The organism is Pseudomonas sp. MLB6B (assembly GCF_054508135.1).
This window is the reverse complement of sequence record NZ_CP199313.1, coordinates 135,490-150,975: the sequence shown is the minus strand read 5'-3', so window position 1 is coordinate 150,975 and position 15,486 is coordinate 135,490. Positions and strand designations below refer to the sequence as shown.

Sequence of the window (15,486 nt, the reverse complement as noted above, 5' to 3'; positions counted from 1 at the left end):
CCAGGACGGCGTTGTCACCCGTCGCGACCTAAAAACGTCGAAACGGTCGCGCCTGCAAGATTTTCATAAAGGATCTGCGTCGGGCCGCTTAGAATTCCCCACTTTAACGAGCTGTAAAGAGGACACCCCCATGAGGCGCACCCGCCTTGACCGTTTCTGCATGGGCCTGCTGGCCCTGTTGCTGTGGGTCGCCACGCCCGCCTGGTCGGCTGACGACCCCGCACCACGGCTGGCCGCCGTCGAGCAACAGACGCTCGATGAAAACGCCAACCTCGACCAGCTCAACGCCCGACTCGACCAGATCCGTCAGGGCGTGACCAGCAACGCCAACGACGACCTGCTCGCGCAATTGCGCCAGGCGGCCTTGCAGGTGCAGCGCCAAGCTGCCGACCTCGCTACCCAGCGCACCACCGACGTACAGCGGGTGGTCGACCAGCTCAGCGTGGTCGGCCCGGCCCAGGCCGACGAGGCCGACAGCCTCAAGCAGCAACGGCGCCAACTCACCGCCCAGCAGAAGTCGCTGCAAGCCGAGCAGCAGCAGGCCACCGAGCTGTCCCAATCGGCCCGCGACCTCTCCACGCAGATCGTCAACCTGCGCCGCAGCCTGTTCAACTCACAGATCAGCAGCCGCGCGGCCAGCCCGCTGAGCCCGGCGTTCTGGTCCACCCTGGTGCGCCCCACCGACGAAGACATGGCGCGCCTGGACGGCTTGCGCAGCGACGCCGCCGACGCCGTGGCCAGCGCCTTCAGCGCCGAGCACCGCTGGCTGTTCCTCACCAGTTTGCTGGCCGCCCTGGCGGTGTGGACGGTGGGCCGTGGCCTGCTCGAGCGTTTCCTGGGCTACCTGGTGGTGCGCTGGCTGCCCGAAGGCCGCCTGCGCCGTAGCGCCCTGGCCCTGGGCGTGGCTCTGGCCACCTTGAGTACCATCGGCGGCGCCGTGTCGCTGGTGCGCTGGGGCCTGGAAAGCAGCGCGGAACTGAGCAGCGACCTGGCCAGCGTCACCAACCACATCCTCACCCTGGTGGTGTTCAGCGCCTTCGTCGCCGGCCTCGGCCGCGCCATGCTGATGCTGCAACGCCCGTCCTGGCGCCTGCCGCCGATCCCCGACCAGGTCGCCAGCGCCCTGGGCTGGTTCCCGCAGGTGCTGGCCCTGGCCTTGATGCTGCTGCTGACCGTGGAGCGCATCAACAGCGTGATCGGCACCAGCCTGGCGCTGACCCTGGCCACCAACGGCCTGACCGCGCTGGTGGTGTCGATCCTGTTCATCGCCGCCCTGGTCTGCTACCGCCGCACCCGTAGGCTGCACAACCTGCCGCGCCCGACCGGTCTTGCCGGATTGATTCCGTTCGTGATGTCGGTGTGGGTGGCGGCGATGTTCGTCGCGCTGCTCACCGGCTTCCTGACCCTGTCGTACTTCCTCACCGCCAAGCTGCTGTGGATCAGTGTGGTCGCCACCTGCGCCTACCTGATGATCACGGTGTTCGGCGACCTGTGCGAAGCGCTGCTGTCGCCGCGTCAGCCCGGCGGCCTGGCACTGGCCTCGGCCCTGGGCCTGCAACAGCGCCACCAGGCCCAGGCCAGCACCATCCTGGCCGGGGTCGGGCGCACGCTGATGCTGTTCGTCGCCGTGATGTTCGCCTTCCTGCCGTCGGGCACCAGCCCCGGCGAGTTGCTGATGAGCCTGGGCGAATGGGACGGCAGCGGCGGCAAGGTGCTCGGCAACCTCAACCTGGTGCCGCAAGACATCTTCCTCGCCGTGGCGATCTTCTTCGCCGGCCTGTTCGCCATCCGCGTGCTCAAGCGCTGGCTGGGCGAGCGCCTGCTGCCCGACACCGACATGGACGCCGGCATGCGTGCGTCCCTGGTGACGCTGGTGGGTTACATCGGCTTCCTGGTCCTCGCCTCGGTGGTGATGTCGACCCTGCACATCAACCTCACCAGCCTGACCTGGGTGGTCAGCGCGCTGTCGGTGGGTATCGGTTTCGGCTTGCAGCAGATCGTGCAGAACTTCATCTCCGGCTTGATCCTGCTCACCGAACGGCCGGTCAAGGTCGGCGACTGGGTGAGCCTGGCCGGGGTCGAGGGCGACATCCGCCGCATCAACGTGCGCGCCACGGAAATCCAGATGTCCGACCGCTCCACGGTGATCGTGCCCAACTCGCAGTTCATCTCGCAGAACGTGCGCAACGTGACCATGGCCAACGCCCTGGGCGTGGTCGGCATCACCCTGACCCTGCCGCTGAACACCGATGCCACCCGCGTGCGCGAGCTGCTGCTGGCGGCTTACCAAGCCCACGAAGGCATCCTTGACGCCCCGGCGCCGTCGGTGACCTTCAAGGACATCACCGCCACCGGCATGGTCCTCGCGGCCAGCGGCTACGTGGCCGGCCCGCGCCAGGTGGGTGGGGCGCGCAGCGATCTGCTGTTCAGCATTCTCAATACGTTGCGAGAGGAGGGCATTGCGCTGTCGTCGCCGCAGAGCATGGTGTTGCTGAAGAATGAGTCGCCAGCGGGGGAGCCTCAGGCATAAAGCTTCCCGCCACCCTAGGGTTGTGCGCGTCGGCTCTGCCCTGAGCTGCCCGGCGGGCCATCGTGGAGCGGACGGCCCGCGCTTGCCAGGCTGCCCGCCATGGTTGGCGACTGACAATGTTGCCAGTTGTGTGCTGTTTGGAAACTGCTGATGCTGCAGGCTTTACATTCATGGAGGCGCGAAATGAAGCCTGCGAATTTGCGAGCCTACACCCCTTACGGGTTTCAAGACGCTCGAACCTGCTTTACGTCGGTGGTGAACTTCAATGGCGAGCGGTTGGACTTTCATGTCGGCGTGTACTTGTTGGGCAATGGTTATCGAGGTTTCAGCCCTGCTTTGATGCGATTCGTCGCGCCGGATAGCTGGAGTCCTTTTGGTGCAGGCGGCCTGAATTGTTACGCGTATTGCACGGATAATCCTGTGGCAGGTGTGGATCCAAGCGGACACCTGGAGGTCCGTCGTAACCCAGTAGTTTTAGCGCTACGTGCCCGAATCAGAGTTTTGGACCGAGACCGAACCCAAAGACAGGCACGAGCGCAAGCCCGGATCCCCGCTCAGGCTCGAGCGCGCGCGCCTGCCAGAGTACAAGGTCTAGCACCCGTTCGCGCCCAAACACGCCCCCAACAAATACCTCCAGTCCAAGCGTCGCCGCCAGACTATCTAAACCGATTGGTTAACAACGCTGAGGGCTATTTGATCGATCTTCGTATTCGAGAAAACCGGCAACCATTACCAGTGCCCCCAATTGTTGTTGGTTCTGAAGCGGCCAGTACCCCTCCGTTTTCAATAGGGCGGGCGTTCTCCCTCTATGCCGAACTTCTTACTACGGATCGTCATGAGCGAAACTACCAGCGTGGTATTGCTTACGTTGCACAGGGTACTGAGTTGAGAGCTCAGTACGACCGCGACATGGCGGTGATACGCGAGCGCGCTCGCCAAATACGCACCGAGCTTGGCTTGGACGCGCTCAGTTGGTTTCATTTCTAATGTTTCAAGAGACACAAATGTTGGCGGATGTGCACCCGACGCACATCTTGTTCAGCCAGTTCATGGCCCGGTATCGGATAGCCCCAGCACATGCACCAACAACGCCTGACCACTCCGTGCAGCATGGGCAGCGCCGATCAGTAGACCTAGCTCTGGCGTGTCGGCGTTGGCCATGCAGTATTCGTCGAGGGAAGCTTCGATGGCGTGCAGCAGTTGCTCTACGTAGGTGAGGGCGTCTTGCGGGCTAAGGTCGGCGTGGATGGCGAGGTAGGGAGTGTGGATGATTTTGCTGGGTGGGTCGGGGACTGGTTTTTTCATGGCAAGGCTCCGTGTTCGCAGTGGTGTCTGCCAGACAGTTCCTCTCACAGAAATGGGTGGCAGCCGTTCGCAGGGTGAGAGACCGGCGAACATCGGAATTCCGGCCAGACCGAAGTCTGCCCACGAACGGCTGCCATGACAGCGCTCCGAAATTTCGCTGGGCTCTCACACCCGATCGCCACGTAGACGACCCGGGGAAATTAGCCCCCTTGCCTCGGATCAACAACGTCGAAACGGCTGCAGCGCGTGTAGGATAAGTCGCTGTAGAGATGGAGCTGAAGCATTCGGTTAAATTTCGGAAATGTCCGACAGGCTTTATCCGCTGTGAATCGAAAGCCAGTCTCTGACCCAGCCTCAAAGCCAGGCAGAACCCGTCACCTATGGCCGACCTTACTCCCCCATACCCCGCCCCATCACATGCGCCAACAACGTCTGCCCCGTCCGCGCAGCGCGCACGGCGCTGAGCACGTTGTGCATCTCCGGCGTATCGGCGTTGGTCGTACGGTATTCGTCGAGCGAGTCTTCGATGGCTTGCAGCAATTGCTGGGCATAGGCGAGGGCGTCTTCACAGCTGAGTCCGCTATGAACGGAAAAGTGGGGCGCGTCGATCAGCGGGGCAGGGGTGTGTCTTTTCATGACGATCCAGGTGTTCGGTAGAGAGCCTTCCAGACAACGGCTGGGATTGGCGTCGAGTGGTGTTGGGCAGCACACGAAGTCGGCGTATATCCCATGGACGGGTGCATTGGGAGCGCTCTACGACTGTCTCTATCCAAGAGCAGGCCATATCCCGATTTCGTTCGCCATTTCCACGTCGACACGTCGCAGGAAAGTAGTCTCTGGGTCCTACATCAATAAGTCGAAAAGCCTGATACCCCTGTCAGATAAATCAACATTAGCTGCCGCTCAAGTCTGTCGGATCAAACGGCTGATGACCTGATTGGGCACTTCGATGCCAACTCAGCCGCCAGCGCACAGGCGTCGATGCAAAGCCCATCTTTACCCGCAAGCAGTAACTGGATAGGGTAACGGCCGCCCTACCTGGAACCATCGTCATGAAGCTCTATCAGCCCCCGTTGACTCTTACCGCGCGCATGCTTGGGCTGGTTGGCGACATCAGCGAGCAAGTCGGCGTCTTGACGGCCAACCGAGAAAAAGCGCTAACGCCCCAGTTACGCCGAGGCAATCGCATCCGCACCATCCAGGCCTCGCTGGCCATCGAGAACAACAGCCTCGACCTCGAACAGGTCACCGCCGTGCTGGAGGGTAAGCGCGTGCTCGGGTTGCCCAGGGAAATCCAGGAAGTGCGCAATGCATTCACCACCTACGAAGCGATGCCGAGTTGGCACCCGACGCAGTTGACCGACCTGCTGGCAGCCCATCGCCTGCTCATGCACGGACTGATCGACGATGCCGGGCAACTCCGCAACGGCGGAGTGGGAATCTATCGAGGCGACCGCCTGCTGCACATGGCACCTCCGGCGAGTCGCCTCACGCCTTTGATGCACGACCTGTTGCAATGGTTGGCAGTGAGCGACTGGCCACCTTTGATCACCAGTTGCGTATTCCACTACGAATTCGAGTTCATCCACCCTTTCGCCGACGGCAACGGCCGTATGGGGCGGCTGTGGCAGACGCTCATTCTGAGCCAATGGCGTCCGGTGTTGGCCTATCTGCCGGTCGAATCCGTGATCTGCGCTCGACAAGAGGCGTATTACGCGGCATTGGCCATGGCCGACCAGGCAGGCGAGGCCACGCCGTTCGTCGAGTTCATGCTCGAAGCCCTGCAGCAAGCGCTGCGCGAGGCCAGTGAAGGCGAATCCGAAAGCGCTACGAAACCCGTAGGCGCAAACGTGGATATGCCAGCCACCGTACAAGTAACCGATCAAGTAACCGTACAAGTAACCGATCAAGTAGCCGATCCCATCACCCGCCTGCTCGCCGTGCTCACGCCGGGTACCGTCCTCAAAGCCAGCGAGCTGATGCAGCGCCTGGGCCTTGCGCACCGACCCACGTTCAACCAGAACTACCTCAAGCCCGCCTTGGCGGCCGGCCTGATCGAAATGACCGATCCGGCCTCGCCACGCAGCCCGTTGCAGCAATACCGACGCGTCTGAATGCTCGAACACCAGGCACTGGCCGTGTTGCCATGCCTGGGCGCCAACTGCAAAACCTTCGCGTCACACCTCCATGACGCAAACAGATACGTCAATCACGCCATGTGACGCGAACGGACAGCCGTCGTCGTAATCACGCACTCCCAAGGCGTTCTCGCATAAATTCCCACAGGCTCACGGGGCTTAAATGGGCACCGTCATCCGCCACGCGGCACCCCGATCCACGGGTAGAACCTCAACAAAAACCCGTGCGTGCCCCGTTATCCACCCTCCGCCCAAGGAGCTTCGTTCGCCTACGCCTGCCCGTCCTTTCCTGTGTCAGCAAAAAGAGAACAATACCAATGAACACCGTGGGATCTGATGGCAATGCCCTTGCGCAAGGGTTCAAGCCACGTCACGTAACGATGCTCTCCATCGCGGGCATCATCGGCGCCGGACTGTTCGTGGGTTCCGGCCACGCCATCGCGGCGGCCGGTCCGGCCACCATAATTTCGTACTTCGTGGCCGGGACCCTGGTGGTGCTGGTCATGCGCATGCTCGGCGAAATGGCCGTGGCCCACCCCGACACCGGCTCGTTCTCCACCTACGCCGACCAGGCCATCGGCCGCTGGGCCGGCTACACCATCGGCTGGCTGTACTGGTGGTTCTGGGTGCTGGTGATCCCCATCGAAGCCCTGGCCGCAGGGCACGTGCTCAACGCCTGGTTCCCGCACATCGACAGCTGGATCTTCGCCCTGGCCTCGGTGCTGCTGCTGGCCGGCACCAATCTGTTCAGCGTGGCGAAATACGGCGAGTTCGAGTTCTGGTTCGCCATTCTCAAGGTCACCGCCATCCTCTGCTTCATCGGCCTGGGCGCCGCCGCGCTGATGGGCTGGTTGCCCGAGCGCGAAGTCAGCGGCCTGAGCACCCTGATGGCCGAGCACGGCGGCTTCGCCCCCAACGGCTGGTCGGCGGTGATCGGCGCCTTCATCACCGTGATGTTCAGCTTCATCGGTACGGAAGCGGTGACCATCGCCGCCTCCGAGTCGAGCGACCCGTCGCGCAACATCGCCAAGGCCACCCGCTCGGTGATCTGGCGCATCAGCACCTTCTACATCCTGTCGATCTTCGTGATCATCTCGGTGGTGCCGTGGAACGATCCGCAGCTGGCGGTGGTGGGCTCCTACCAGCGCGCACTGGAGATCATGAACATCCCCAACGCCGCCTTCATGGTCGACCTGGTGGTGCTGGTGGCGGTCACCAGCTGCATGAACTCCTCGATCTACATCGCCTCGCGGATGATGTACTCGCTGGCCAAGCGCGGCGACGCCCCGGCGGTGCTCAAGCGCACCAACAAGGTCGGCGTGCCCTATGCCGCAGTCTTCGGCAGCACCTTGATCGGCGCCGGCATCGCCGTGCTCAACTACTTCGCCCCCAAGGGCGTGTTCGAGTTCCTGCTGGCCAGCTCCGGGGCCATCGCGCTGCTGGTGTACCTGGTCATCGCCGTCTCGCAGCTGCGCATGCGCCGTCGCCTGGAGCGCGAGAACACCGAACTCAAGTTTCGCATGTGGCTGTTCCCGTACCTGACCTGGGGCGTGATCCTGTTCATCAGCCTGGCGCTGGCAGTGATGATGTTCACCGAAGCGCACCGCGCCGAAGTCAGCGCCACCCTGGGCCTGGCCATCGTGATCTCGTTCCTCGGCATCGTCACCACGCGCGGGCATGCGCAGCCGGTGGGCGCCCGCTCGCTGGGTTGAGGGCGAACGGCCCGGAGCGCGATGCCCGGGCCGATTAATTTCCTCCAACGATCACTCGTTCCTAGAGCGACGGCCCGTTGCGCGCCGCCCGACCAACCTCCCGAACAGCCGCCACGGCGGCGCCAGCTCAAGGTGAGCGGACATGAGTGAATTGCTGAGCTTCGACATCCAACCGTTGGACGCCGCCCGCGGCAGCCTGCCGCTGCTTGTGCGCGCGCCGGAACCGGGCATCGACCTGCTGGAGGCCTTCGAGGCCCTGCGCCCGCTGCTCGATACGCATCTGCCCAAGGCGGGTGGCATTCTGCTGCGCGGTTTCGATGTGGGCGGTGCCGAAGCCTTTCGGCAATTCGCCGGATCGTTCGGGCACCCGCTGCTCAACTACGAGTTCGGCTCCACTCCGCGCAGCAACGTCACCCAAGGCGTGTACACCTCCACCGAATACCCCGCGCACCAGAGCATCCCGCTGCACAACGAGCAGGCCTACACCCTCGAATGGCCGATGAAGATCTGGTTCTACAGCGTCATCGCCGCGCAGACCGGTGGCGAAACGCCGATCGCCGACAGCCGCGAAATCTATCGCAAAGTGCCCGCGCGCATCCGTCAGCGTCTGGTCGACAAGGGCCTGATGTACGTGCGCAACTACGGCAACGGCCTGGACGTGGAGTGGTCGCAGGTGTTCAACACCCAGGACCCGCGTCAGGTCGAAGCCTATTGCCAGGCGCACCGCATCGAGTGCGTGTGGAAGGACGACGGCGAGCTGCGCACCCGTCAGCGTTGCCAGGCCGTCGCCCGCCACCCGCGTACCGGTGAGGACGTGTGGTTCAACCAGGCGCACCTGTTCCATGTGTCGAATTTGCAGGAAGAGGTGCGCGAGTCGCTGATGGACATCGTCGACGAAGAAGACCTGCCGCGTAACGTGTATTACGGCGACGGTTCGGCCATCGAAGACAGCCTGCTCGACGAAGTGCGCGGCGTGCTCGACGAGTGCGCCATCAGCTTCCCTTGGCAGGAAAGCGATGTGCTGATGCTCGACAACATGCTCGCCGCCCACGCCCGCTCGCCGTTCACCGGCAAGCGCAAGGTCATCGTCGCCATGGCCGAAGGGCACAGCGAGCTGTAGCCGCCTGCCCAAGGGGTCGCCCAGCCCTGCGATACCGCCTTTGCCGCCACGCTCCACGTGTGGCCGGCCCGCCAGTCCGCCTCCGCCGCCCCTCACTAAATCGACCCCCTGGCCCTTCGTTTGAAGGTTATTGCTCGGCTGCCAGGACACCGCTCGACATGAATGCAGAACAGGCTCAGAAACTCGCTCGCCGCTTCATCGAACTCCCATCGCCCAAGCGTCAGCTGTTTCTCCAAGCGCTACGGGCCGAGTCGGTGGACTTTTCGCTGCTACCGATCCCAGCCGGGGTAGAGGTGGCGCAGCGCGACGACCTGTCCTACGCGCAGCAGCGCATGTGGCTGCTCTGGCAGCTCGACCCGCAAGGCGCCGCCTACAACTTGCCCATGGCGGCGCGCCTGCGTGGCGCTCTGGCGTTGCCGGCGCTGCAACGGGCCTTGGACGCCCTGGTGGCACGCCACGAAACCTTGCGCACGCGCTTTGGCGAAGTGGGCGAGGCGGTCCGGCAACAGGTCGACGCCACCGCTACGCTGCCGATCCGCCACGACGACCTGCGCCAAGTGCCTGCGGCCGAGCGCCAGGCGCACTGGACGCGCCTCGCCGAGCAGGAAGCCCTGGCGCCCTTCGACCTGAACCAGGGCCCACTGCTGCGGGTGCGGTTGCTGGCGCTGGACGATGAGGAGCACGTGCTGCTGCTGACCCTGCACCACATCGTCGCCGACGGCTGGTCGATGAACGTGCTGATCGACGAATTACTGCGCCTGTACGATGCCGCCGTGCAAGGCGTACCCGCTGCCCTGGCAGCACTGCCCGTCCAGTACCGCGACTATGCCCTGTGGCAGCGCAGCTGGCTGGAGGCGGGCGAGCAGGCGCGCCAACTGGCCTACTGGCGCGACAAGCTGGGCAGCGATCACGCGCCCCTGGCATTGCCGCTCGACCGCCCGCGCCAGGGCCGGCCCACCTACCAGGGCGCGCGCCACGCGTTCGCCGTGCCGCACGCATTGGCCACCGGCCTGCGCAGCCTGGCGCAGCGCCATAACGTGACCTTGTTCATGGTGCTGCTGGCCTCCTTCAAGCTGCTCTTGCAACGCTATAGCGGGCAAGGCTCGATCCGCGTCGGCGTGCCCATCGCCAACCGCCAGCGCAACGAATGCGAAGGGTTGATCGGTTGCTTCATCAACACCCAAGTACTGCAAACCGAGATCGACCCGGTGCTCGACACCGCTGCGTTGTTGCAGCGCGTGCGCGAAACCGCGCTCGGTGCCCAGGCCCATCAGGACCTGCCCTTCGAACGACTGGTCGAGGCCCTGGACGTGCCCCGCGCCGCGCACAGCCCGCTGTTCCAGGTGCTGTTCAACCACCAGGCCAACGTCGCCGACATCGGTGAGCTGCGTACCGCTTCGGGCTTGGCGCTGGCCCAGGTGGAACTGCAACGCCACAGCGCGCGTTTCGACCTGGCCCTGGACACCCACGAGCGCGCCGGGCAACTGCACGCGGCGTTCACCTTCGCCACCGATGTGTTCGAAGCCGCTACCGTGCAGGCCCTGGGCGAGCACTGGCTGCACCTGCTCCAGGCCCTGGCCGCTGACGCCCCCGGTGCGGTCGGCGAGTGGCCGTTGCCGGCTGCGGCAGTGCCTCCCACCAGCACCGCAACGGCTACGGCCTCGGCGAGCCAGACCAGCGAACTGCCGGTGCACCAGCAGTTCGCCGCCGCCGCCCGGCTCACACCCGACGCCTGCGCAGTGGTCGCCCACGACCGGAGCCTCAGCTACGCCGCGTTGAACCAGCAGGCCGACGCCGTCGCCCACTGGCTGCTCGAGGCCGGCGTGCGCGCCGACCGCCCGGTGGTGGTGCTGGCCGACCGTTCGGCCGCCATGCTCGCCAGCATTCTGGGCGTGCTCAAGGCCGGCGCGGCGTACCTGCCGCTCGAGCCGGAACTGGCCGCCACACGCCGTGACTACCTGCTCGGCGACAGCGGCGCCACGCTGCTGCTGGCGCCGGACGATTGGCTGGCCGAGTTGCCTGCAGGCGTCGTTCGGCAGGCCTGGGACGCGCTGCCGGCCTGCGCCCAGGCGCCGCTCCAGGCCTGGCCCAAGGTGGCCGCCGAGCAGCTGGCGTACGTCATCTACACCTCCGGCACCACCGGCCAGCCCAAGGGCGTGGCGGTCAGCCACGGCGCCTTGAGCAACTACGTAGCGGGGGTGGCCGAGCGCCTGCCGATGGCGCGTGTGCAGCGCCTGGCGCAAGTGTCCACGCCCGCTGCGGACCTGGGCCACACCATGCTGTTCGGCGCGCTGTGCCACGGCAAGACCCTGCACCTGCTACAGCGCGACCAGGTGCTCGACGCCCAGGGCTTCGCCCGTTACCTGCGCGAGCAGCGCATCGACGCCCTGAAGATCGTGCCCTCGCATCTCCAAGCCATGCTCGCCGCCGGCGCCGACGCGCTGCCGGCCGAGTGCCTGGTGCTCGGCGGCGAAGCGTGTACCACGCCGCTGTTGCAACAGATCCACGCGCTGGCACCCGCGCTGCGCGTGTTCAACCATTACGGCCCGACGGAAACCACGGTTGGCGTGCTGGTGGCCGAACTCGGGTCGCAACTCCAGCGGCAACCCGCTCTGGGCCAACCGCTGCGCAACAGCCGCGTCGCCGTGCTCGACGCCTGCCTGCAAGCGGTGCCCGCGCGGGCCAAGGGCGAGCTGTTCATCGGCGGGGCCGGCCTGGCCCGCGGCTACCTGGGCCGCCCAGGGCTGACCGCCGAACGCTTCGTACCTGACCCGCGCGGCACCGATGGCGAGCGCCTGTACCGCACCGGCGACTGGGTGCGCCGCGATGCCCAAGGTGAACTGCACTTCGCCGGGCGCATGGACGGCCAGGTCAAGATCCGCGGTTACCGGGTCGAGCTGGGCGAGATCGAGCAGCAGTTGCGTGCGCTGCCCGGTGTCGCACAGGCTCTGGTCCGGCTCAGTGGCGAAGCGCCTACACAGCAGTTGCTGGGCTATCTGGTGGCGCAGATGGCGCCAGTGGATGACGACGCCGAGCGCATGTGGCTGGAGGCCTGCCGCACGGGCGCCAAACGCGCGCTGCCCGACTACATGGTGCCGGCGCACCTGATTGCGCTGCGCGAGCTGCCGGTCACCGCCAATGGCAAGGTCGACGTCGGCGCGCTGCCAGCGCCGACGGGCAGCGCCAGCGTCTACCGGGCGCCGCACATGCCGTTGCAGCAGCAACTGGCGCAGATCTGGGCCGAGGTGTTGCAGGTCGAGCAGGTCGGGTTGGACGACAATTTCTTCGCCCTCGGCGGCCACTCGCTGTTGGCCACCCAGGCCGTGTCGCGCGTGCGCAAGCTGCTGGGTGTGGAAGTGGCCCTGCGCGCGCTGTTCGACACCGACGACCTGCAGGCCTTCGCCGAGGCGGTGGCGGCAGGCGAGCAGGACGGGGAGCGCGACATCGCCCGCGCCGATCGCAGCCAGCCGCTGCCGGTGTCGCAGTCGCAGAACCGGCAATGGCTGTTCTGGAAGCTCAACCCCGAAAGCCGCGCCTACAACACGCCGATGGCCGTGCGCATGCGCGGGCACATCGACCGCGCGGCATTGCAGGCGGCGTTGGACGGGCTGGTCGCCCGCCATGAAACGCTGCGCACCGTGTTGCGCGAGGACCAGGGCCTGCCCTGGCTGCGCGTGTTGCCCGCCACCGCAGTGCCCATCGCCTACGAAGACCTCAGCCAGGCCACGGCCCAGGCCCATGTCGCTCGGCTGGAACAGGCCGCCTTCGCCGCCTTCGACCTGATCGAAGGGCCGCTGCTGCGGGTCAGCCTGTTCAAGGTCGGCGAGGACGAGCACCTGCTGTCGATCATTTTGCACCACATCGTCTCCGACGGCTGGTCGATGAGCCTGATGGTGCGCGAATTCACCGCCGGCTATAACGCGGCCGCCCGCAGCCAGACCGTGGAGTTGGCGCCTCTGTCGGTGCAGTACGCCGACTTCGCCGCCTGGCAGCGCCAATGGCTGGCCGACGGCCGGATGCAGGCGCAGCTCGACTACTGGCGCACGCAACTGGCCGACAGCGGTGCCGTCCTGGAGCTGCCGTCCGACCGCCCGCGGCCGGCCGTCAACAGCTACCGCGGCAGCCGCGTCGACGTACGCCTGCCGGCGGCGCTCACCGAGCGCCTGCGGGCCCTGGCGGTGCAGGCCAACGCCACGCTGTTCCATGTGCTGCTGGCTGGCTACGCCGTGGTCCTGGCGCGTTACAGTCGTCAGGACACGATCAACGTCGGCGTGCCGGTGACCAACCGCAACCGCCTGGAGTTCGAAGGGCTGATCGGCTTCTTCATCAACGTGGTGGTGGCGCGCATCAAGGTACAGGGCGAGCTGTCGTTCAAGCAGTTGCTGGCCGCGATCAAGGAAACCACCTTGCAGGCCCAGGCCAACAAGGACGTGCCGTTCTTCGAGGTGGTGCAGGCCTTGCAGGCCGAGCGCGAACCGGGCGTCAACCCGCTGTTCCAAGTGCTCTACAACCACCTGCGCGACCTCGGCCAGCAAGTCACCGGCGATGCCCTGGACGGCTTGCAGGTCGAAGAGGTCGACTTGCTGGAGCAGAGCGCGCAATACGACCTGTCGCTCAACACCCTGGAACGCTCGGACGGCGTGACCGCATCGTTCAACTACGCCACCGACCTGTTCGACGCCGCGCGCATCGAGCGCATGGCCGCGCACTGGCTAACGGTGCTGGACGGCTTCTGCACGCAGCCCCAGGGCCGCATCGGCGAGCTACCCCTGTTGCCCGTCGCCGAGCGCCAAGCGCTGCTGGCCGCCGGTGACAGCGCCGAATTGGCGCCGCTGCCGGCCTGCGCGCATCAGCTGTTCGCTGCCCAGGCCGCGTTGCGGCCGCAGGCCGTGGCGCTGGTGTACGACGACCAGCGACTGACCTACGCCGAGCTGGAGCAGCGCACCAACCAACTGGCCCACCGCCTGCGCGAGCAGGGCGTCGGCCCGGAGCGCCTGGTGGGCGTGGCGGCCGAGCGCGGGCTGGGACTGGCGGTGGCGTTGATCGCCATCCACAAGGCCGGCGGCGCCTACGTGCCGCTCGACCCGGAGTACCCGGCCGAGCGCCTGGCCTACATGATCGAAGACAGCGGCATGAGCCTGCTGCTGGCCGACGCCACCGCGCTGCAACGCCTGCCGGCCGACAGCCGCGTTCCGCGTCTGACGCTGGAGCCGGGCACACAATGGCTCGCGCCCTGGTCGAGCGCGCCGCTCGCCGTCGAGCTCAGCGCCGACAACCTGGCCTACCTGATCTACACCTCCGGTTCCACCGGCCAGCCCAAGGGTGTGGCGATCCCGCACCGGGCGCTGTCGGTATTCTGCGAGGTGGCGCGGGACTACTCGCGCATCGGTGCCGAAGACCGCGTGTTGCAGTTCGCCACCTTCAGTTTCGACGGCTTCATCGAGCAGTTCTTCCCGCCGCTGGCCTGCGGCGCCACCGTGGTGCTGCGCGACCAGCGCCTGTGGGACACCGCCACCTTCTGCGCCGAAATCCAGCGCCATGGCGTCACCGTCGCCGACCTGCCCGCCGCCTATTGGCGCCTGTTGGCGCTGGAGCGCCGGCCCGCCGCCGATTTCGGCGCACTCAAGCAGATCCATGTCGGCGGCGAAGCGGTGCCGCACGACGCGCTGCTCGCCTGGTTCGAGCAAGGCCCGGCGGCCGTGCGCCTGCTCAACACCTACGGCCCGACCGAAACCACGGTGGTGGCCACGACCTTCGACTGCTCGACGCTCGACGGCGCCACCCTCGCCGAGCGCGGCGTGCCCATCGGCCGCGCGCTGCCGGGACGTACCGCACGCACCCTGGACGACAGCCTTGCCCCGACACCCCTGGGCGTGGCCGGGGAGCTGTTCATAGGTTCCGAGCAGTGCCTGGCTCGCGGTTACCACCGCCGCCCGGCGCTGACCGCCGAGCGCTTCGTACCGGACCCGTTCGCCGCCAGCCCCGGCGCTCGGCTGTACCGTACGGGCGACCTGGGCTATTTCGACGACCACGGCCAGATCGCCTACCGCGGGCGCGCCGACCATCAAGTGAAGATCCGCGGTTTCCGCATCGAACTGGGCGAGCTGGAGCAATGCCTGCGCGCCTTGCCGCACGTACGCGAGGCGGCGGTGGTCGCCGTCGACCTGGCCGCCGGCAAGCAACTGTGCGCCTACGTGGTGGCCGATGCCGATGCGCCGGACGACCTGCCGGGCGCGCTCAAGGCCCAGCTCAAGGCCAGCCTGCCGGACTACATGCTGCCCGCCGCGCTCATCGAGCTGGCGCACATGCCGCTGACCCCCAGCGGCAAACTCGACCGCAAAGCCTTGCCCCTACCCGACCTGAGCCGTTCGCAACACGCCTACCTGGCACCGCAAACGCCCTTGCAAACGCAATTGGCGCAGATCTGGGCGCAACTGCTGGGCAGCGCCCAGGTGGGCCTGAACGACAACTTCTTCGAGCTGGGCGGGCACTCGTTGCTGGCCGCGCAGATGGTGTCGCGGATCAACGTCGAACTGGGCATCGACCTGCCGCTGCGGCTGATCTTCACCACACCGGTGCTGGGCGCCTTCGCCCAGGCGCTGGACGAACAGGGCCATTCGCTCAGCGAGCAGGGCCTGAGTGACATCGAAACCATGATGAACGACTTTCTGGAGGTCTGAG

At 66.1% G+C, this 15,486-nt stretch carries 8 protein-coding genes; 6 read left to right on the top strand and 2 right to left on the bottom strand.

Annotated elements, in window-relative coordinates:
• Window positions 1-130: 130 nt before the first annotated feature.
• Window positions 131-2,530, top strand: coding sequence for a DUF3772 domain-containing protein (locus ACSMEV_RS00530; RefSeq protein ID WP_459206825.1), 2,400 nt, complete (start codon window positions 131-133; stop codon window positions 2,528-2,530).
• 150 nt (window positions 2,531-2,680) lie between these two features.
• Window positions 2,681-3,517 carry an RHS repeat-associated core domain-containing protein gene (locus tag ACSMEV_RS00525; RefSeq protein ID WP_459206824.1) on the top strand — a complete coding sequence of 279 codons (837 nt, stop codon included), beginning with the start codon at window positions 2,681-2,683 and terminating at the stop codon, window positions 3,515-3,517.
• A 60-nt stretch (window positions 3,518-3,577) separates the two neighbouring features.
• Here ACSMEV_RS00525 and ACSMEV_RS00520 read toward each other — a convergent pair whose 3' ends face one another.
• Entirely contained in the window at window positions 3,578-3,835 is a 258-nt protein-coding gene (locus ACSMEV_RS00520; RefSeq protein WP_459206823.1) for a hypothetical protein, read from the bottom strand.
• Window positions 3,836-4,225: 390 nt separating this feature from the next.
• Window positions 4,226-4,471, bottom strand: coding sequence for a hypothetical protein (locus ACSMEV_RS00515; protein WP_459206822.1), 246 nt, complete (start codon window positions 4,469-4,471; stop codon window positions 4,226-4,228).
• A 416-nt stretch (window positions 4,472-4,887) separates the two neighbouring features.
• Here ACSMEV_RS00515 and ACSMEV_RS00510 point away from each other — a divergent pair, with 416 nt between their 5' ends.
• From ACSMEV_RS00510 to ACSMEV_RS00495, 4 genes are all read left to right on the top strand, one after another.
• Window positions 4,888-5,949 carry a Fic family protein gene (locus ACSMEV_RS00510; protein ID WP_459206821.1) on the top strand — a complete coding sequence of 354 codons (1,062 nt, stop codon included), beginning with the start codon at window positions 4,888-4,890 and terminating at the stop codon, window positions 5,947-5,949.
• Window positions 5,950-6,290: 341 nt separating this feature from the next.
• On the top strand, window positions 6,291-7,685 hold the full coding sequence (gene gabP / locus ACSMEV_RS00505; protein WP_459206820.1) for a GABA permease: 1,395 nt from the start codon (window positions 6,291-6,293) through the stop codon (window positions 7,683-7,685).
• Window positions 7,686-7,827: 142 nt separating this feature from the next.
• Window positions 7,828-8,805 (top strand): TauD/TfdA family dioxygenase, encoded by a 978-nt coding sequence (locus ACSMEV_RS00500; RefSeq protein WP_459206819.1) that lies wholly within the window; start codon window positions 7,828-7,830, stop codon window positions 8,803-8,805.
• 158 nt (window positions 8,806-8,963) lie between these two features.
• Window positions 8,964-15,485 carry an amino acid adenylation domain-containing protein gene (locus ACSMEV_RS00495; protein WP_459206818.1) on the top strand — a complete coding sequence of 2,174 codons (6,522 nt, stop codon included), beginning with the start codon at window positions 8,964-8,966 and terminating at the stop codon, window positions 15,483-15,485.
• Window position 15,486: the final 1 nt, after the last annotated feature.

Coding starts and splice junctions, on each gene's coding strand:
- ACSMEV_RS00520 (WP_459206823.1), bottom strand. CDS start 3,835: ATGAAAAAACCAGTCCCCGACCCACCCAGCAAAATCATCCACACTCCC.
- ACSMEV_RS00510 (WP_459206821.1), top strand. CDS start 4,888: ATGAAGCTCTATCAGCCCCCGTTGACTCTTACCGCGCGCATGCTTGGG.
- ACSMEV_RS00525 (WP_459206824.1), top strand. CDS start 2,681: ATGCTGCAGGCTTTACATTCATGGAGGCGCGAAATGAAGCCTGCGAAT.
- ACSMEV_RS00500 (WP_459206819.1), top strand. CDS start 7,828: ATGAGTGAATTGCTGAGCTTCGACATCCAACCGTTGGACGCCGCCCGC.
- ACSMEV_RS00495 (WP_459206818.1), top strand. CDS start 8,964: ATGAATGCAGAACAGGCTCAGAAACTCGCTCGCCGCTTCATCGAACTC.
- ACSMEV_RS00515 (WP_459206822.1), bottom strand. CDS start 4,471: ATGAAAAGACACACCCCTGCCCCGCTGATCGACGCGCCCCACTTTTCC.
- gabP (WP_459206820.1), top strand. CDS start 6,291: ATGAACACCGTGGGATCTGATGGCAATGCCCTTGCGCAAGGGTTCAAG.
- ACSMEV_RS00530 (WP_459206825.1), top strand. CDS start 131: ATGAGGCGCACCCGCCTTGACCGTTTCTGCATGGGCCTGCTGGCCCTG.